Below are 17923 nucleotides of genomic sequence, written 5' to 3'. Positions count from 1 at the left end.
TGGGCTGATCTTGGTGCAGAACCTGCTGCAGACGCGCTCCAGATGCCGGGCGCGCTCCGCGTTGCGGTCGTGTGCCGTCAACGGCCCACCGCCATCCGCGCCTCACGGGCAATCTCGCGGTTCGCCGCGAGGTCTTCGGCGATGCCAGCCGCAAGAAGGGCCGCGCCGGCGGTATGGCCGGAGCCCACGTAACGCCACTGGGATTCGGTGCTCCCGTCCAGGTCTGGAGCCCCGAGGTCATCCTTCTCTGCGCGTTCGTGAGCGCCGCGCTCTTCGCGCAGAGCGGCGTAGGTGGTGGAGTAGGCGCGCGACTTGGTGAGGATGTGGCCGCGGTAGCCGAGAGTGTGGGCCCAGGAACGTAGACGGAGTGAGTCCAACTCCGGGAGGCCACCGAGGCGCCAGCAGGTAGCCATGAGCGCGCGAACATGTTGAGAGACCACGGCAGCCCCGATGTCCGCCGGTCCCTTGACGGAGTAGTCCAGGCCGGCGCCCGACTCGGCAGCCCCCTTGGTGACGTACTTGGCGACGTACGCTGCCACCGCGTCATCGCTCAGCTCGTCCGACGTGTCGCCCGAGCGCAGAGCCCGAACGTCCAGCTGATCGCCCCAACGCAGTTCGTACTCACCGAGCGCTGGGTGATACGGCGCCGTCAGTCGGACGGCCGCGGCAGCAGTCGGAACGGCATCAGCGAGGAGACGGCCATCTGCCCAGTGAGGCGGCGGGCTGTCCGCTCCCGTCGCTCCGTCGAGGCGCATGACCGCATGGACGTGGACAGCCGCCCGGCGCTGGTACTCCGCGACTTTGGCGTAAGAGATGCGTACCGACCGCCGGAGGGCCGTCCGGCTCACTCCCGTTCGCGCGGCGAGGTGGTGGTACAGGTTGTCGGTGAACGCCTTCCACAAACGTCCTGCGTAGGCATGCCAGATGACGTGACCGGTGTAGTCGTAGCAGTCGGGGCAGAGCGGTTGCCCGCTACGAGGATCGGCACTGGTGTGGGCAACAGGACATGCGAGCGGACGCCCGTGATCACAGCGACGGTCGGTGCGCCTCGGTCGGCAGGGGATCACCGACGCTACCGGTATCCCGCTCGCTGCCACCTTGACCGGCGGTAACCGCAACGACGTCACCCAGCTGATCCCGCTCCTCCAGGCCGTGCCACCAGTGCGCGGCAAGCGGCCGGCCCCGACGCCGCCCGGACGTGGTCCTAGCCGACCGCGGCTACGACCACGACAAATACCGCCGCCTGGTGTGGGACCTGGGCGTGAAGCCGCTGATCGCCCGCCGCGGTACCGAACACGGCTCCGGCCTGGGCACCCAACGCTGGGTCGTGGAGCGCGCGTTCGCCCACCTCCATTGGTTCCGCCGCTTGCGGATCCGCTGGGAGATCCGCGACGACATCCACGAAGCCTTCCTCACTCTCGGATGCGCACTCATCTGCTGGCGACGCCTGAACTCGGCCCGCCTACTTCCGGCCGAGGCGGCTGGTGCAGGATCTTGAGGTCGGGATCCGGCTCCAGGAGGCACCCATCATCATCACGCACGAGGACCCGATCGGCCGGGGTCCCAGCAACTACATGATCCACGCTGATCTGTCAGATCGCGAGGACGGCTGGCGCGAGCAGCTTTGGACCCGGCAGCTCGCGTCTGACCAGTTCGAAGTGGTCTGTCTGCCCTTCTTCACCTACGGCATCTGCTACCGCGACGTAGTGACCATAGACAGCAATCACCTGGTAAGCCGCGTGCTGGAGAAATCCGGCCACCGCACCCTCCGGGTCGCTCTCGTCATCGACCACCCAGATCGGGAGCAGCTGCACGAACTCCTGCACGGCAGCACCGTTGAGGCTGGCTTGCCCCACGAATGGCTCCAGGGAACCTACCTCGCGGTGGACCTCCCGCCGGGCACGGATCCGACAGCAGCACTCGTGAAGATCCTGGAGGCATCCGCTCAGACTGGCGCTCTCCACTGGGAGATCGACTCCTGAGCATTCCGATAGGAGTTCTAAGCGCTGTCCCGTGAATGATCTTCGGATCGACCCAATCACGATTGGTCGCTGCGCGGCCCTCTTGCCTATCCGGCGAGGGCGACGTTGTGCAGCCGGGCGATGCCGAGCATGGCGTGGTGGACGCCGTCGCCTTTGAGGCGGCAGTCGCGGAGGATCTTCCAGGTCTTCATACGGGCGAAGACGTGCTGAACCCGGGCGCGGACCTGCTTGTGGGACTTGTTGTGCTCCTGTTTCCAGTCCGGGAGTTTGCTCTGGCCGCGCTTCCGGCGGTGGGGGATGACGAGTCCGGTGCCCGGGTAGCCGCCGTCGGCGATCGTTACGGTGTTGCCCACGGCGTCCTTGGCGCCGGATTCTTCCCATGCCTTGCAGTCGTTGCGGTTTCCGGCGAGTGACCGGCCGACCACGACGACCGGGCGGGTGTCGGCGTCGATGACGACCTGGTGGTTGGTGGAGTACCGGTAGTTCTTCGACGGCTCGGCGATCGTGTGGTCCGGGTGGGGACCAGGGTGCCGTCCACGATGAGCACGGTGTCCTTGGCGAACCGCTTGCGGGGCTGGAGGGCGAGCATCGGCCCGAGGTGGTCGATGATGCGGTCCGCCGCCGGCTTGGACACCCCGAACAGCGGGGCGAGTTGTCGCATGGTCAGGTTCGTGCGCCAGTAGGTCGCGACCAGCAGGGCCCGGTCCTCCTGTGGAAGGCTCCACGGCCGGCCCTTGCGGACGGCGTCCGCACCCTGGCGCCTCAGAACGGTCACCAGCTTCCCGAACTGCATCGGACTCAGCCCGCTGAACAGGGCTATCCAGGACGGCTCCGACGCCGAGATCACACAAGCCACGGCGAGATCGTCTCATCTTGATCATGATGCGGGGCCGCTGGCCTCTGACAAGACACATCTCGGTCGCCCGGACGGATTCGGCATGAGAGCCTCACGCCCGTGGCTACTGAAACCGAGGTGGGAGAGCTGTTGCACCAGCGCGGCTGGAGGACGGCGTTCACGGTCGCCGAAAGTGTGAACGCGTGGGCTGCCCTGGTGAGCGCCATCGAGGGCGGCTACGACGACGACATCTACGAGTACACCAACGACCTCTACTGCCGAAACTGGCTGCACGAGGCGTGGCTCCTGCTGGACGAACACGTCGTCCAGCTCTGGACCCCGCGGATCAAAGCCTTGGACGTGCAGTACAAGGCCGCGACTGTTGACGACGACGGCCAAGCACTCGGTCAGTTCCACAGGCTGCCTGTCCCCGACCTGTGGTGGTGGCGGCGCCACCCCCGCATCCTCACCGGAGACCTCGGACGTGCGCTTCGCTCGGCCGGTGCCATCGGCACCGACCCTGACACGGCTTGACCCTCAGCCTCGCGAGATCACGGGACAGCGCTTAGAGTGCGGCCCTCACCAGGAAGGGCCTGACGATGAACCCGACGATGCAGCTCAAGCAAGGCGACACGGTCCTAGGGGCACTCATCATCGACGACGGCGACATGCCCTGGTGGCATGGTCACTTCCAGCCCGCACCCGACTTCGAGCCGCTCCGGCCGGCCTTCGACGCGTGGTTTCAGGCCGTCGAAGACGGAGACGAATCTGCGATGGACTCCGCCTACCGATCACTTGAAGCGCTGGGTCTCGTGATCATCGCTGCTGGCGACAGCGAGCCGATCGCGGAGTTCATGCTGCACGTCAACGACAACCGCTTCCGTCTGCGCTACTGACCGATCCCATTGGCGCGGGCCCTCGCGGCCTTGCTGGGCGATCAACTGCACTCCACGCGCGCGCCTGCGCGACTCGGCCATCGCACGAACCGCGTCTGGGCCAGAGCGATGGAGAAAAGGAGGGTCCGATACTGGAGTTGTGCAAACCTTTCCCGCGAACCCCGACAGTCTGAGCCACCCCGTGACGCTCCTCGACGAGGAGGGGACAAGCTGGGTCCTTCACCGCAAGCGACTGGACCTCCGCGCCGTCCGCCGGCTCGTCAAGGACGCCACGACGCCGGTGGTGTGGGGGGCCATGGGCGGCATCGTGCCGCGAACCGCGACAGACGCCGAACGCCCCGAACTCTGGGCCCGGATCAAGGACCATTACATGGGCCCCGGTGGTACCTGGTCGACGGGCCGCTATCTGGCCCACGAGTTCCGTGCTGAGCCAGGCAAGCGCATGCTGTACGTCGAAGACCACTGCTGAACGGGGATCGCGCCGCAGGGTTCGACAGTCGAAAAGGACTATGAGCGCGGCTTGACGTGGATCAAGCCGTCGTTCCTGTGGATGATGTACCGCTGCGGATGGGGCTCCAAGGACGGTCAGGAAACCGTCCTGGCGATCGAGATCAGCCGCGAGGGCTTCGCGTGGGCGCTGGAACATGCCTGCCTGGCGCACTACGAGCCCGGGTTGCATTCGGATCGCGCGACCTGGAAACGCCAGTTGAAGCTGTCTCCGGCTCGGGTCCAGTGGGACCCGGAACGGGACCTGCACCTGCAGGCACTCCCTCACCGTTCGCTGCAACTCGGTCTCACAGGTGAAGCCGCGCGCCGCTACGCGGACGAGTGGACGGTGCCCATCACCGACATCACTCCACTTGCGCGCGCGATTCAAGACCACGTGCGGGACGGGGATCTGACTGCGGCACGACGCCTCCTGCCCGAGGAGCATTCCTACCCGGTGCCCGAAGGAGGCCTGGACCACGTGCGCCGGTGAACAGGGCCACCCATGGGGATGGCGTCCACGTCACCGGCGCAGCGTGATCAGTCGTTGGCGGCTTGGACGATGGTCCAGGGGCGCATCAGGTCGTCGTCCTCGTGTTCCAGCAGGTGGCAGTGGTGGATGTACGTCGCTGGAAGCTCGGCGCCGCTGCCCGGGATCGACGCGATCAGGTCCGTGGGCGGGGTGAAGTCCGGGACCACGATCCGGGTCACCGTCTCCGGGTAGGACTTGAAAGTGTCCTTGAGGGACACGGCCTCGTCCGGGTCCGGCGGGATCGGCGGCCCGGTGATGAAGTCCTCCAGTACCGGCAGGTCTTGCGCTTTGCGGCCGCCGTCGATCCATTTCTCGTACTGCTCCTGGTAGCCCGCAGCGTCGATCGGCTGCCGGTTGAGCACCTGGAAGTTGATGAGGTGGACGTGCATGGGGTGGGCGTCGTGGTTGGGGTTGATGTACTCCCAGACCTCGCCCGTGCCGGTCGTGACGAAGTCCTGGGAGGGCGCGTCGAACGGCACCGCGTTGAACGTCATGGTGCCGAAGAGCTGGTGCTGGTAGACAACCCATTCGCGGCGCTTCATCTTTGGCGACGGCTCGAAGGGAGTGACGGCCGGCAGGTCGAGCTTCTCCGGAGGCGTCGACTCGTCCCCGCCCCCGGACAAGGGCTTGGTGACCTGGAACTGCATGATCTCCGAGATCTCGGGCCCCTGTCCCGGCATGCCGGGGTAGTGGACCGGGGCGTGGTAGTTCGTCAGGGTGATGCTCGTGCCCATGGGCATCTGGCTGAAGTCGACGATCAGGTCGTAGCGCTCGGCCGGTGAGATCAGGAAGTTCAGCATGCGCAGGGGGGTGCGCAGACCGCCGTCGGTGCCGATCAGCCAGAACGGCAGTGTGGGCTGGGGCAGGACATCGCGGGGCGTCTCGAACCGCAGCCGCCAGAAGCGCTCGTTCGAGGCGTTGAGGATGCGGAACCGGTAGCGGCGGGGTTCGACGGCCAGGAACGGGTAGGCCTTCCCGTTGACGACCGGAGTGTCCTCGCCTTCTTGCAGGGTCATGGTGTAGGCGAGCGTGCCGTCGGAGTTGAAGGTCTTGTCCTGGAGGATGAGCGGGACCTCGAACTCGCCGCTCGGCAGTCCGAGTCGGTCATCCGCGGGGTCGCGGATGGTGTAGAGCCCGGCCAAGCCCGCGTAGACGTTGAGGCTGGTCATCCCCATGCCGTGGTCGTGGTACCAGAGCTGGCACGACTGGTCGTGGTTGGTGTAGGCGTAGATCGCCTCGTTGGGTTTGACACGGTCCGGATCCAACGTGCTGTAGGACTCCGCATGGATGCCGTCGGGACTGTACGACTGCTTGGGCATGCCGTCGGACTGCGGCGGCGTGTAACCGCCGTGCTGGTGCACGACATTCCACACGTTGACGTCCGGCGGGAACGGCACCTCGCTCTTGTAGGGAGGCGGTGGGGTCGGAGTGAGCTGGGCGTTGCCGCCGCGGATGTCGTCGATGACGAATTGGAACAGGTGCGTGGTCGGCAGGTGATTGCGCCACTTGACGACCGTCGGGTGGTCCCTGGTCACCTCGAGGGTCGGCCCGAGGTAGCCCATGCCGATCGGGCGGTGCGGACGGTGCGGGTTCGTGGCCCAGTACCCCCACACGGTCGCCGGTCCGAGATCGCGGTGGAAGCGCCAGGAGCCGGCCCGCATCGTGATGTCGTAGTAGTCGGCGCCCGGGTAGACCGAGGTGTCCGCGATCGCCGTCAGTGGCGTGGGCAGCGGGTCGACGTACTTCTCCAGCGCAGGAGTCTGCGGGATGGCGGTGCTCGAGGCCCCGCTCCCGTGAGTCGGCGCCGCCTGCGCCTGCGTGCTCATGCGGCCCCATGGGACCATGGCCGTGCCTCCCATGGCACCGGCCATGAGGAATTTCCTGCGCTCCACCATCGTCCACAGCCCTTCTCTCACCTCACGTGACGATCATGAGATACAGGGGTTCTGCGAGAGGTTCGGGGAGCACACCCACACATCCCCGGAAAAGCCACTCAAGGGGCTGATCCCGCGACAATTCGACCAGCTTCCAGATGGTAACCCTATGAGCGCCAAGGGTAGTTGGGGCGCTCGCAGCTGACGCCGGAGAGAGGGCGAAGCCGGGGGAGATCGCTCTCGTCGGCCCGAAGTCCGGTCCTACTCCCGAGGCCTGAGAGAGCGTGGTGCGGCCGTCGACCACCCGTGGAGCCCGTGGACACACCGGAGTGCCCGCTAAATTCGTTGAGCCGGCACTCCGCGATCGTGTTGGCTGGCGGCACCGAACCGTCAGGACCGCGGGCGTCCGCTGGGCTGGAGCAGGGAGTTGAACGTGCAGGACGTGAGTGTCGACCCCGTTGCCCACAATCGGGCGGCCTGGGACAAGTACGTCCAGGAGGGCAACGAGTGGTCGACGCCGGTGAGTGCCGAGGATGTCGAGCGGGCCCGCACGGGCGACTGGTCGATCGTTCTCATCGGGCGTGAGCCGGTCGACCGCACCTGGCTGCCGACGGATCTGACCGGCAAGGACGTGTTGTGCCTGGCCTCCGGCGGTGGCCAGCAGGGTCCGATCCTCGCCGCCGCGGGGGCGCGGGTCACCGTGTTCGACAACTCACCGCGCCAGCTCGGCCAGGACCGGATGGTGGCGGCGCGCGACGGACTCGAACTGTGCACCGTCCTGGGCGACATGCGCGACCTCAGCGCCTTCGGCGACGCGGCCTTCGACGTCGTGTTCCATCCGGTCTCCAACCTGTTCGTGCCGGACCTGGCGCCGGTGTGGCGTGAGTGCTTCCGCGTTCTGCGACCGGGCGGAACTCTGCTCGCGGGCTTCCTCAACCCGGATGGGTACTTGTTCGACCACGAGGCGCTCGATGAGCGCGGCGAGCTGATCGTCGTGCACAAGCTGCCCTACAGCGACGTCACGCAGTACTCCGCCGAGGAACGCGCCACGAAGTTCGGCGCGGATGCCGCCCTGGAATACAGCCACACCCTCACCGACCAGATCGGCGGGCAACTCGCCGCGGGGTTCGTGGTCACCGGCTTCGCGGAAGCGCCGCACCAGTCCAACGCGTCCGCCGCATACATGTCGCACTACTTCGCGACGCTGGCGGTCAAGCCGGGCTGACCAGCCGTGGGGCCGGACGGGACGGCCGTGCCTCCGCGCGGCCACGTGGAGCGCTGTGCCACCTCGACGGCCACTGGATGGCGGTTCGTCACCGTGGCCCGAGTGGATACCGGCTCCGTCCCCGCCGGTGGGTGGCGGGAACGGAGCCGGTGGCGGCCAGGTGCGTGGCACGCGGTGCGCGCACCTGGGTGAGGGGTGATCAGGGGCGGCTCAGCAGGTTGAGGGTGTTGGTGGCGTCGTCGACGAAGTAGACGCGGTCGGGACAGGTGGCGACGGCGAGGCCGAACAGGGCGCCGGCTCCGGCGGGGTCGCCGCTGGAGTCCAGGGTGCGCACGGCCACCTGGTTGCCGCGGGGCGTGGTCTCCACGATGTTCCCGTCGCCGCTGTTGACGGTGAGGATGTTCCCGTTGGGCGCGACGGCCAGGCCCAGCGGGCCGTTGAGGTGGCGGTCGGTGGTGACGACCCGTCCGGTGCCCGCGCTGGTGTTCCGGTCCAGCGCGTCGGGGATCGCGGTGATCCGGTTGTCCACGGTGTCGGCGACGTAGAGGGTCCGGCCCCGCAGGCCGACGCCCGTCGGGCCGATGACCAGGGCGGCGGGGTCGGTCTTCTGGGCGAAGCCCGAGCCGATCGTGGTCGTGTCGACCCTGACGGGCGGCTTGTCGCCGCGGAGCCGCAGGGCGATGCGCAGCACGGTGCCGCGGCGCACGACGTCGCCGCCGCCGGCGACGGTGCCGTTGAGGACGTTGGTGACGAACAGGTCCGCGTGGTCGCCGTGGCTCGTCGCGGTCATGTCCCAGGGGCCGTTGATGCCGTTGCCGCTGAGGGTCTCGCGGACCTTCCCGCGGTTGTCCAGCACGATCAGGCAGCCGGCCTGCGCCGTGGCGGACGTGCCGTCGGCGGTCGGCAGGCTGCCCACCACGACCCAGCCGCCCGGCAGGACGGACAGCGCGGTGGTCAGCCCGACGCCTCCCGGGCACGCGCCGGGCAGGCGGCGCGCGTCGATCTGCGCGAACTGGGTGGCGGTTCCCTTGGGGTTGACCTGCACCAGCGTGGTCCCGGTGCCCTGGAGGTTGGCGGAGTTGTTGAAGTTGCTCACCAGCACGTTGCCGCGGTGCAGGCGGCCGGAGTTCCGGTCGATCAGGACGGTGCCGTACGGGTTCACGTCACCGTTCCGGGGAACGGTCGAGGCGATGGTGCTGACGGTGTGCAAGGGCTTGAGGAACGGCTTGCCGCTGCTTCCGCCGGGGCCGCCGGCGGCTGTGGCGGATGCGGGCTGGCCGGCCACCAGCAGCGCGGCGGCGGTGGCGACTGCCGCGGCAGCCAGACGTGGGACATGAAGCCTCATGGGTTCTCTTTCTTTCCTGGTGTGCCGTCAGGCCGCCCGACGACTCACGGGCACCTGCTGTGCGCGGGCCGGCGGCTACCGGCCATCGCCCACGAAAACCCGGCCGCCAGCCCGCCGCCCGTCGGGCAGGGCCACCAGCGCGACCCTTGTCGGCCGTCAGCGTGTCCGGGCGGGTCCGCCCCGCGCGCCGCCCGGGAAGGGGTGGAGGGACGCGCTACGGAGACAGCGGTTCGGCGGCACGCGTCGGGCTGGAGCCAGGCACGTGTGAGACACGTGTGAGGCACGTGTGAGGCCCGCCTGAGGCCTGAGGCGTCAGGCGTCAGGCGTCAGGTGGGCGAGCGGCGGTGGCGACAGCCCCGGTCGGACAGCCCCCTCGGGCCCGCGCCGGGAGGGGCGCGACCGCGACGCTGCACGTCCCCCGCGAAGGGTGCGCGGCGAGGGGCCCGGGCGACGTGATCGCCCGGGCCCCTCGCCGCGGCCGGGCGGCCGGCACCGGGACTGCCGTTCCGGTGCGCGGGCCCGATCCGCGCCTCGCTCAGCTCGGCGGCATCAGGACGGTGTCGACGAGGTAGACCGTGGCGTTCACGGTCGGGATGTTGCCGCAGACGATGTCGGCCGTGTTGTTGACCTTGAAGGTGGTGCCGGATCCGGAGGTCGTGAGCTTGGAGCCCTCACGGGTGGTGAACGAGCCGTTCGGCAACTCCGCCTTCGTGACGTGCTGGTTCACCACGTGGTAGTTCAGCACCTTCTTCAGCTGCGTGGGATTGGTCGCGAGGCTCGCCCGCTGGGAGGACGACAGCTTCTGCCAGGCCGCGTTCGTCGGCGCGAACAAGGTGATGTTGTTCGCCGTGTCGAGCGCGTCGGCGATCCTGGCGCGGTTGACGTAGAAGATCAGCATGCTGAGCTGCGGGTTGCCCGAGGCCGCGGCGACGAGCTTCTGCTTGGCCATGACCGCGGCGCTGCCCACCCCGGTCCTGGGCAGCGAGGAGCAGCCGGGGCCGAAGATGCCGGACGAGGCGGTCGAGGTTCCCGTGGGGGTCGGTGAGGGCGAGGTGCTCTGCGCGTGGGCCTGGGGGGCCAGACCCCCGAGGCTCAGCGGGATCGCGACGGCGGCCGCCGCTACTGCCGTGGTGATGCCGGTGCGTGACAGGGCCATGGGATCGAACCTCCAGGAGCAGGCGAGGATCCGAGGGCGATGCGAGTGTCGCCTGGGGGCCGCGTCGCCGTGAAAGGCCTCCTACCTGCGGAAACGCTCCACGGTTCGGGTTCTGCCCCCACCTGAAGGTAGCGGTGGGCCGAGCGCGGCGCATGTCGGCGGATGCCGGGCCGTACCCCCGTGAACCGATCTGTTTCCGCTGGTCGGGCCCGCGGCTGCGGCCCGCGGCCGCGAGCCCGGCCGGGGCTCCCCGGCAGGCCAGGGCCACGCCGGGGCATTACCGACTACAAGCTTGTAGACGCTAGGGTCGCCGCATGACGACTCCCACGACTACCGTGACCCCGCGAGGCGCCACGGGAAGCCGCCTGCTCAACAAGGTGCCCGAGGTAACGGTCTGGTTCTGGATCATCAAGATCCTGTGCACGACCGTGGGCGAGAGTTTCGCCGACTACATCAACACCACGCTGGGCTTCGGCCTGACGAACACGATGCTGCTGTTCACGGCCGTGTTCGCGGTGGTACTGACCTGGCAGTTCCGCACCAAGCGCTACAGCCCGTTCCCCTACTGGCTCACCGTGGTCGTGGTCAGTGTCACCGGCACCCTCTACACCGACATGCTCACCGACCAGCAGCACGTCCCGCTGTGGCTGAGCACGACGGTGTTCTCGGTCCTGCTGGCCATCGTCTTCGGGGTCTGGTGGCTGCGCGAGCGGACCCTGTCGATCCACAGCATCACGACCCGCCCGCGGGAGGCGTTCTATTGGCTGACCGTCCTGGTCACGTTCGCGCTGGGCACCGCCACCGGTGACTGGACGCTGGAGCTGACGAACTGGACGCCCGCGAAGTCGGTCCTGCTGCCGCTGGGCCTGATCGCGGCGATCACCGGGCTGTGGAGGTTCGGTGCCAATCCGGTCCTGTCCTTCTGGCTGGCCTACATCCTCACCCGGCCGCTGGGTGCCAACATCGGTGACTGGCTCGCCTCCCCGAAGACCCCGGCCAGTGCCGGCGAGCCCGTCGGACTGGGCCTGGGCACGCTGGTGACCAGCCTGATCTTCCTCAGCGCCATCCTGGCCACGGTCGTCTACCTGTCGATCAGCCGCACGGACGTCGCCGAGACCCGCGAGATGACCCATGCGCCGTCGGTCACCACCAATCCGCGCAAGGAGCGGACCGCGCTCGGGGGCTTCGGCGTACTGGCCGTGGCCACGGTCGCGCTGTTGGTCTGGGCCCACAACCAGCCGCACGTCACCTGCGACCCGACCGGCCAGAGCGAGACGCTGCCGGCCTGCCCGAAGGCCGCCCTGACCGGCTCCCAGACGGCCGCTGCGGTCGCGAAGTACGAGCAGCTCGCGCAGACGGCGATCGCGCAGGACAAGGCCGGGACGGCCGCGGCCTCCCACGCCACCGTGCAGAAGATGCGCGACGACTGGGACGCCGACGCCACCTCCCTCCAGGCGGTGAACAACACCACCTGGACCCTGCTCGACGACCAGATGGACGCGGTCCTCAAGACGTATGCCATCGACCACGGGTCCATCAAGCCGGCTCCCGCCGCGGAGCAGGAGCGGCAGCTGGACGTCCTGCTCGGCGACCTCAGGAGCCACCACTTCTGAGCGGCGCGCGGGACGGCCCCGCCGCCTCGCACAACCCCATGGGCACCCCGCGGCCAGGATGGACCGACCACCTGGCGGCGGGGTGCCCGGACGCCGTTCGCCGGCGCAGCCGCTCCCGCTCGGCCGGCCCGTCCGGCGCACTCCGAGGCCGGTGCGGCCGGGCGAGCCGCTACCCCCTGCCGCCCAGCTTGTCCCACGGGTCCCGCACGATGATGTCGGCCAGCGCCTCCGCGCAGCCGGACAGCAGCTTCTCGCCCTTCTCGGCTGTCGCCACCCGGGCGTCGCCCGCGACGCCGGACGGTGTGATGCGGTCGAACGTCACCGCCATGTACACGGGATCGCTGGACTCCGCGGGCAGCGTGATCCGCGGTCCGTGGGCCTCGGGCAGGTGCTCGGGACGGATCAGCTCCGGGAAGGCGGCCATCATCATGGACGTCTCGCCCTCGCAGGCGTGCATGAGGCCGTCCTGCGTCTCCAGGGTCTCCCGCAGCACGTCCCGCCCGGCGCTGAAGTAGCTGGCGAACGCGATCGGCGTCGCCAGTTCCGTGGTGAGCTCGGTGGTGAGGGCGTTCAGTGCGGTCATGTTCCCGCCGTGCCCGTTGACGAGCAGGATGCGGGAGAACCCCGCCCGGACCACGGAGCGGCAGATGTCCCTCAGGAGCGCGTGCAGCGTGGGCAGCGTGAGCGTCAGCGTTCCGCCGAACGGCATGTGATGCTCCGACAGCCCGGTCGGGACGGAGGGGGTCACCACGACACCGGTGTGCTCGCCGGCCAGCCGCGCCGCCCGGCGGCACACCTCGGCGGCGAGGAAGTCGTCCACGCCGGTGGGCAGGTGGGGGCCGTGCTGCTCCGTGGCCCCCACGGGCACCAGCACCACAGCGTCCCGGGCCGCGAGGGCGCCGAGCTGCGCGGCCGTCAGACGGTTCCACAGGACTTCGTTCATCGGGGACTCCTTGGGGTGCCGACGCGGGGTGTGGGATGCGCCGCGCCGGCGTCGGGTGAAGGGTGTGCGTCAGGTCACTTGGCGAGGAACGCCAGCAGTGCCTCGTTCACTTCGGCGGCGTGGGTCCACAGCAGTCCGTGCGGGGCGCCGTCGATCTCCAGGTAGTCGGCGGACGGCAGGGCCTCGCGGAAGAGCCGGGCCGTGGACTCGACGGGCAGGATCCGGTCGCCGGTGCCGTGCACGATGAGCACCGGCACGTCGATCTCGGGGATGTCCGCGCGGAAGTCCGTCCCCCAGGTGAGGGGCGCGGCCGCGGCGGCGTGGGCGCCCCCGGCGGCGGCGACGTTCCAGCTGTTGCGGACGGCCTCCTCGCTGATCCGGGTGCCCAGGTTCTCGTCGAGGTTGTAGAAGTCCTGGTAGAACGCGGTGTAGTAGGCGAACCGATCCGCCGTCACCGCGTCGGAGACGCCCTGGAAGAACTCGGCCGGCGCCGCGCCCCGCGGGTTGTCGTCGCTCTTGGTGAGGCAGGGCTCCAGGGAGCTGAGGAAGGCCGCCTTGGCGATGCGCGAGGAGCCGTAGGTGCCCAGGTAGCGCGCGGCCTCGCCGGTGCCCATGGAGAAGCCGACGAGCACGGCGTCGCGCACGTCCAGCGTCTCCAGCACGGTGTGGAGGTCGGCGGCGAAGGTGTCGTAGTCGTAGCCGGTGGTGGGCTGGCCGGACCGGCCGAAGCCGCGCCGGTCGTAGGTGATGACGCGGTGGCCCGCGGCCAGCAGCGCCGCCGACTGCTTCTCCCAGGAGTGCCCGTCGAGCGGGAACCCGTGGATGAGGACGACCGGCCGGCCGGTTCCGTGGTCCTCGTAGTACAGCTCGATGTCGGTCGTGTTCTCCTGGCCCACGGTGATGAACGGCATGCTGGTCCCCTCCGGAAGGTGACGAAATCGGATGGCGCCGGCCGGGCCGCGGGTGTGCGGCCCGGCCGTGAACCACGCACGGGGGGCCGCGCGTTCGACGCCATGTGTGCATGCTCGCGGGTGCACACGTGTCCAGGCATCGGTCGAATGACTCAACCTGCCGGCCTGTGTACGAGCGTGCCCGTGAGCTGGCCGTACTCCGCTTTCCGCGCTCTCGGCGGATGGCCGGCCGCCCGCTCCCGGGGGAATCCTGTCCGGTGCGCGTCGCGCCGGCGTCAGTCATCTGACTGACACACGTGTCCGGACGTGTCCGGGCGTGGTCACCATTCTGGACTTGCTGGTCCAATTGTCGCGAGCGATGCTGGCCGGGCTGATGAGTCCGGCACCGGGACCGAGCCGGGTCCCGTGCCTCGTGGCCGACACGGCGAGGAGCGAACAAGGATGAACGAGATCGAGCGGCTGAGCATCATCGAGAGCCTGCGCCGGCTGATGGCGCGCTACGTGTACGCGGCCGACCACCAGCAGTGGGACGAACTCGCCTCCCTGTTCACGCCCGACGGCAGCTTCACCCCGCACAACGCCGACGGAACGGTCCTGCGGCGGATGGACGGCCCCGAGGAGATCGCCCGGTCCATCCCGCGCAGCGTCGGTTCCGGCGCCGTCATCGTGCACCACCTGTTCTCCGACCTCGTCGACGTCGAGTCCGCGGACGCGGCACGCGGGGTGTGGGCCATGGAGGACCTCATCCGGCGGCCCGCCCGTACGGATCCCGACGGACGGCCGCAGTTCACCGAGATGCACGGCTTCGGCCACTACCGTCCGCGCTTCACGAAGACCGGCGGCGAGTGGAGGATCGCCGAGCTCGTCCTCACACGTGTGCGCGTCGACCTGACCTACTGACCCCGGACACCCTCACTCCCCTTCGAGGCGGCAGCCATGAGCACCACCCCTTCCGAACTCGCCCCCTTCACCGTCCACGTCCCGCAGGACGTCCTCGACGACCTGCGCGCCCGCCTGAAGGCCACACGCTTCGCACCCGACCCGGAGAACGAGAACGAGGTCTACGGGCTGAGCACCGCCTTCCTCCGGCCGCTGGTCGAGTACTGGGCGGACGGTTTCGACTGGCGCGCCGCCGAAGCGCGGCTCAACGCGTTCCACCAGCACCGCGTGGACGTCGGCGGCACCCCCGTGCACTTCGTCCACGAGCGGGGGAGGGGGCCGGCCCCGATCCCCCTGCTCCTGCTGCACGGCTGGCCGTGGCTGTACCACCACTGGAACAAGGTCATCGGGCCGCTCACCGACCCGGCCGCGTTCGGCGGCGACCCCGCCGACGCCTTCGACGTCGTCGTGCCGTCCCTGCCCGGCTTCGGCTTCTCCACGCCGCTGACCGACCCCAGGGAGAACTACGCGAGCATGGCGGACCGGTTCCACACGCTGATGACCGACGTGCTCGGCTACGGCAGGTTCGGCGTCGGCGCCGCGGACTACGGGGCCCTGGTGGGCGCGCGCCTCGGCCACAAGTACGCCGGCTCGCTCTACGGCGTCCACCTCGGCAACGAGATGCCGCCCACGATGTTCCAGGGCGACCGCTCCTGGGACCTGTCGGGCGGGCAGCGCACCGAGGACCTGCCCCCGGCCGAGCGGGCCCGGCTGGTCCGGCGCAACGACGTCTACGTCTCCCACGTGGCCGCCCACCTCCTCGACGGCCAGACGCTCACCCACGGGCTGAACGACTCCCCGGCCGGCACGCTCGCCTGGATCGTCAAGCGCTACAAGTACTGGAGCGACCGCGATGCCGACTTCGCGGCCGGCTGGCCCGTCGACGACATCCTGACCTTCGCCACGATCATCTGGGTCACCGAGTCGATCGGGTCCTCGATCCGGGCCTACAAGAACGCGAGCCTCTACCCGCCGGAGCCCGTCAACGACCTGACGCCGTACGTCCAGGCGCCGGCCGGCTTCACGTTCCTGCTGGGGGACTCCTCCCCGGGTGCGGAGACCCCGGAACAGCGCGTCGAGATCTTCAAGGCCGGCGGCGGCCGGTTCTACGCGGACGTCCGTGACGTCAACGTCCACAAGGGGGGCGGTCACTTCGGCCCCTACGAGAACCCCGGGGCCTGGATCCACGACCTGCGCTCCACCTACCGGAAACTGCGGTGACCCGCCGCCGGAAGAGGACCGCCCGCACGGTGATCGCGGGCGTCCCACCTGCGCGAAGGGCGAACGCGGGCGGGAAACACCGTCATTCAACTGATGCGTGAGCGCCGCCGGCGCACGGAGACTGGCCGGGCACCAGCCGTCCGCGACGGGTCCGGTGCGGGCGGACCGTGCCCGCACCGGACACCGGCCACCACGGACGGCCCCCACCGACGAGAGGCCCGATCCCTGTGCACACCTTCGCCGACCACGTCATCACCTCGCTCAAGGCCTCCGGTGTGCGGCGCATGTACGGCCTGCCCGGTGACTCCCTCAACGGGCTGACGGACGCCATCCGCAGGGACGGGGAGGTGGAGTGGGTGCACGTGCGGCACGAGGAGAGCGCGGCCTTCGCCGCCGCGGGCGAGGCCGGGCTCACCGGAGAGCTGACCGCGTGCGTCGGCAGCTGCGGCCCGGGCAACCTGCACCTCGTCAACGGCCTCTACGACGCTCAGCGCAGCAGGGTGCCGGTGCTCGCCATCGCCGCCCAGATCCCCGGCTCCGAGGTCGGCTCGGGCTACTTCCAGGAGACGCGGCCGCAGGAGCTGTTCGCCGAGTGCAGCGTCTTCGCCGAAGTCGTCACCAGCCCGGAGTCCGGACCGCGGATCCTGGAGATGGCGATGCGGGCCGCGGTGGAGCGCCGCGGCGTGGCGGTGGTCGTCGTCCCCGGCGAGATGTTCCTCGCGAAGGTCGCCCGCGACCTGGCGCCCGCGGTCGTCCGTCCCGCCCGGACCGTCGTCCGCCCGGACGACGACACCCTGCGCGAGGCCGCCGCGCTCCTCAACTCCGGTGAGCGCGTGACGATCCTGGCCGGTGCCGGAGCGGCCGGCGCGCACGACGACCTGGTCCGGCTCGCCGAGACCCTCAAGGCCCCGGTCGTGCACGCGCTGCGCGGCAAGGAGCACGTCGAGTACGACAACCCGTACGACGTCGGCATGACCGGCCTGCTCGGCTTCGCCTCCGGCTACAAGGCGATCGAGGAGGCCGACACCCTGCTCATGCTGGGCACCGACTTCCCCTACCGGCAGTTCTACCCGCGCGACGCGAAGGTGATCCAGCTCGACCTACGCGGCGAGCAGATCGGCCGGCGCACCCGCGTCGACCTGCCCCTGGTCGGCAGCGTGCGCGACACGCTGCCCGCCCTGCTGCCGCTGCTGACCGCCAAGAGCCGGCGTGACCACCTCGACCGGGCCCTCGCCCACTACGCCCGGACCCGGCACTCGCTCGACGCGCTCGCCGTCAACGACCACGAACGCACGCCCATCCACCCGCAGTTCGTGGCCGCCACCATCGACCGCCTCGCCGACCAGGACGCGGTCTTCACCGTCGACGTCGGCTCGCCCGTGGTGTGGGCCGCGCGCTATCTCACCTTCAACGGCCGCCGCCGGCTGCTGGGCTCCTTCAACCACGGCAGCATGGCCTGCGCCCTGCCGCACGCCGTGGGAGCACAGGCCGCGTACCCGGGACGCCAGGTGGTGTCGCTGTCCGGCGACGGCGGACTCACCATGCTGCTGGGCGAGTTGTTCACACTGCGGCAGAACCGCCTGCCGGCCAAGATCGTCGTCTTCAACAACGGCTCGCTCAACTTCGTCGAGCTGGAGATGAAGGCCGCGGGCATCGTCACCTACGCGACGGAGCTGGACAATCCGCAGCTCGCCGAGGTCGCCGCCGCGATCGGGCTGTGGGCCCGCCGGGTCGAGCGCCCCGGCGACCTGGAGGACGCTCTCCAGGGCGCGTTCGCCCACGACGGCCCGGCGCTGGTGGAGGTCATGACCGCCCGCCAGGAGCTGTCGGTGCCGCCGGCGGTCACGGTGGAACAGGCCAAGGGCTTCACCCTCTACGCGATCCGCACGATCCTCTCGGGTCGGGGCGAGGAACTGCTCGACCTCGTCACGACCAACGTGGCGCGCCGGATCCTGCACTGACCCC

16 protein-coding genes and 2 pseudogenes are annotated in these 17923 nt (G+C 69.6%); 11 read left to right on the top strand and 7 right to left on the bottom strand.

Annotated elements, in window-relative coordinates; all coding sequences use genetic code 11:
* Positions 1-77 precede the first annotated feature (77 nt).
* Complete coding sequence (locus BMW99_RS02370) at positions 78-1067, bottom strand: replication initiator (protein WP_075016132.1); 990 nt, start codon at positions 1065-1067, stop codon at positions 78-80.
* Here BMW99_RS02370 and BMW99_RS41125 point away from each other — a divergent pair.
* Both BMW99_RS41125 and BMW99_RS02360 read left to right on the top strand, forming a co-directional pair.
* Positions 1063-1498: pseudogene (locus tag BMW99_RS41125) on the top strand (IS5 family transposase); the annotation flags it as partial. The gene BMW99_RS02370 and the pseudogene BMW99_RS41125 overlap by 5 nt on opposite strands.
* Positions 1485-1982, top strand: coding sequence for a DUF4265 domain-containing protein (locus tag BMW99_RS02360; protein ID WP_069463004.1), 498 nt, complete (start codon positions 1485-1487; stop codon positions 1980-1982). The pseudogene BMW99_RS41125 and the gene BMW99_RS02360, both read left to right, overlap by 14 nt.
* 86 nt (positions 1983-2068) lie before the next feature.
* Here the strand turns inward: BMW99_RS02360 and BMW99_RS02355 are convergent.
* A pseudogene (locus BMW99_RS02355) lies at positions 2069-2838 on the bottom strand (transposase).
* Between the two features lie 99 nt (positions 2839-2937).
* Between BMW99_RS02355 and BMW99_RS02350 the strand changes: the two are divergent.
* The 4 genes from BMW99_RS02350 (at position 2938) to BMW99_RS02335 (ending at position 4692) form a co-directional block, all read left to right on the top strand.
* Complete coding sequence (locus tag BMW99_RS02350; RefSeq protein ID WP_069463005.1) at positions 2938-3351, top strand: hypothetical protein; 414 nt, start codon at positions 2938-2940, stop codon at positions 3349-3351.
* A gap of 65 nt (positions 3352-3416) precedes the next feature.
* Positions 3417-3713 (top strand): hypothetical protein, encoded by a 297-nt coding sequence (locus BMW99_RS02345; protein WP_069463006.1) that lies wholly within the window; start codon positions 3417-3419, stop codon positions 3711-3713.
* Between the two features lie 181 nt (positions 3714-3894).
* Positions 3895-4182, top strand: coding sequence for a hypothetical protein (locus tag BMW99_RS02340; protein WP_245791142.1), 288 nt, complete (start codon positions 3895-3897; stop codon positions 4180-4182).
* Positions 4183-4233: 51 nt separating this feature from the next.
* Positions 4234-4692 (top strand): DUF4291 domain-containing protein, encoded by a 459-nt coding sequence (locus BMW99_RS02335; protein ID WP_075016131.1) that lies wholly within the window; start codon positions 4234-4236, stop codon positions 4690-4692.
* Between the two features lie 47 nt (positions 4693-4739).
* Here BMW99_RS02335 and BMW99_RS02330 read toward each other — a convergent pair whose 3' ends face one another.
* Positions 4740-6557 (bottom strand): multicopper oxidase family protein, encoded by a 1818-nt coding sequence (locus BMW99_RS02330; protein WP_245791141.1) that lies wholly within the window; start codon positions 6555-6557, stop codon positions 4740-4742.
* Positions 6558-7038: 481 nt separating this feature from the next.
* On the opposite strand from BMW99_RS02330, the gene BMW99_RS02325 reads away from it, so the two are divergent.
* A complete protein-coding gene (locus BMW99_RS02325) occupies positions 7039-7830 on the top strand; it encodes a class I SAM-dependent methyltransferase (RefSeq protein WP_069463014.1) in 792 nt (263 codons plus the stop codon).
* Between the two features lie 199 nt (positions 7831-8029).
* Here the strand turns inward: BMW99_RS02325 and BMW99_RS02320 are convergent, their stop codons facing one another.
* Entirely contained in the window at positions 8030-9175 is a 1146-nt protein-coding gene (locus BMW99_RS02320; RefSeq protein WP_069463009.1) for an NHL repeat-containing protein, read from the bottom strand.
* Between the two features lie 535 nt (positions 9176-9710).
* On the bottom strand, positions 9711-10331 hold the full coding sequence (locus BMW99_RS02315; protein WP_069464379.1) for a fasciclin domain-containing protein: 621 nt from the start codon (positions 10329-10331) through the stop codon (positions 9711-9713).
* Between the two features lie 314 nt (positions 10332-10645).
* On the opposite strand from BMW99_RS02315, the gene BMW99_RS02310 reads away from it, so the two are divergent.
* Entirely contained in the window at positions 10646-11944 is a 1299-nt protein-coding gene (locus BMW99_RS02310; RefSeq protein WP_069464378.1) for a COG4705 family protein, read from the top strand.
* 169 nt (positions 11945-12113) lie between these two features.
* Here BMW99_RS02310 and BMW99_RS02305 read toward each other — a convergent pair whose 3' ends face one another.
* Positions 12114-12887, bottom strand: coding sequence for a creatininase family protein (locus BMW99_RS02305; protein ID WP_069464377.1), 774 nt, complete (start codon positions 12885-12887; stop codon positions 12114-12116).
* A 74-nt stretch (positions 12888-12961) separates the two neighbouring features.
* Positions 12962-13798 carry an alpha/beta fold hydrolase gene (locus BMW99_RS02300; RefSeq protein WP_069464376.1) on the bottom strand — a complete coding sequence of 279 codons (837 nt, stop codon included), beginning with the start codon at positions 13796-13798 and terminating at the stop codon, positions 12962-12964.
* A gap of 441 nt (positions 13799-14239) precedes the next feature.
* On the opposite strand from BMW99_RS02300, the gene BMW99_RS02295 reads away from it, so the two are divergent.
* The 3 genes from BMW99_RS02295 (at position 14240) to poxB (ending at position 17919) form a co-directional block, all read left to right on the top strand.
* Positions 14240-14698 carry a nuclear transport factor 2 family protein gene (locus BMW99_RS02295; protein WP_069464375.1) on the top strand — a complete coding sequence of 153 codons (459 nt, stop codon included), beginning with the start codon at positions 14240-14242 and terminating at the stop codon, positions 14696-14698.
* 36 nt (positions 14699-14734) lie between these two features.
* Positions 14735-15958 (top strand): epoxide hydrolase family protein, encoded by a 1224-nt coding sequence (locus tag BMW99_RS02290; protein ID WP_069464374.1) that lies wholly within the window; start codon positions 14735-14737, stop codon positions 15956-15958.
* 227 nt (positions 15959-16185) lie between these two features.
* Positions 16186-17919, top strand: coding sequence for a ubiquinone-dependent pyruvate dehydrogenase (gene poxB / locus BMW99_RS02285; RefSeq protein ID WP_069464373.1), 1734 nt, complete (start codon positions 16186-16188; stop codon positions 17917-17919).
* Positions 17920-17923: the final 4 nt, after the last annotated feature.

Source organism: Actinacidiphila rubida (assembly GCF_900110255.1).
Taxonomy (GTDB): Bacteria; Actinomycetota; Actinomycetes; order Streptomycetales; family Streptomycetaceae; genus Actinacidiphila; species Actinacidiphila rubida.
The sequence above is the reverse complement of the archived record's forward strand: the minus strand, read 5'-3'. Positions and strand labels throughout refer to the sequence as shown.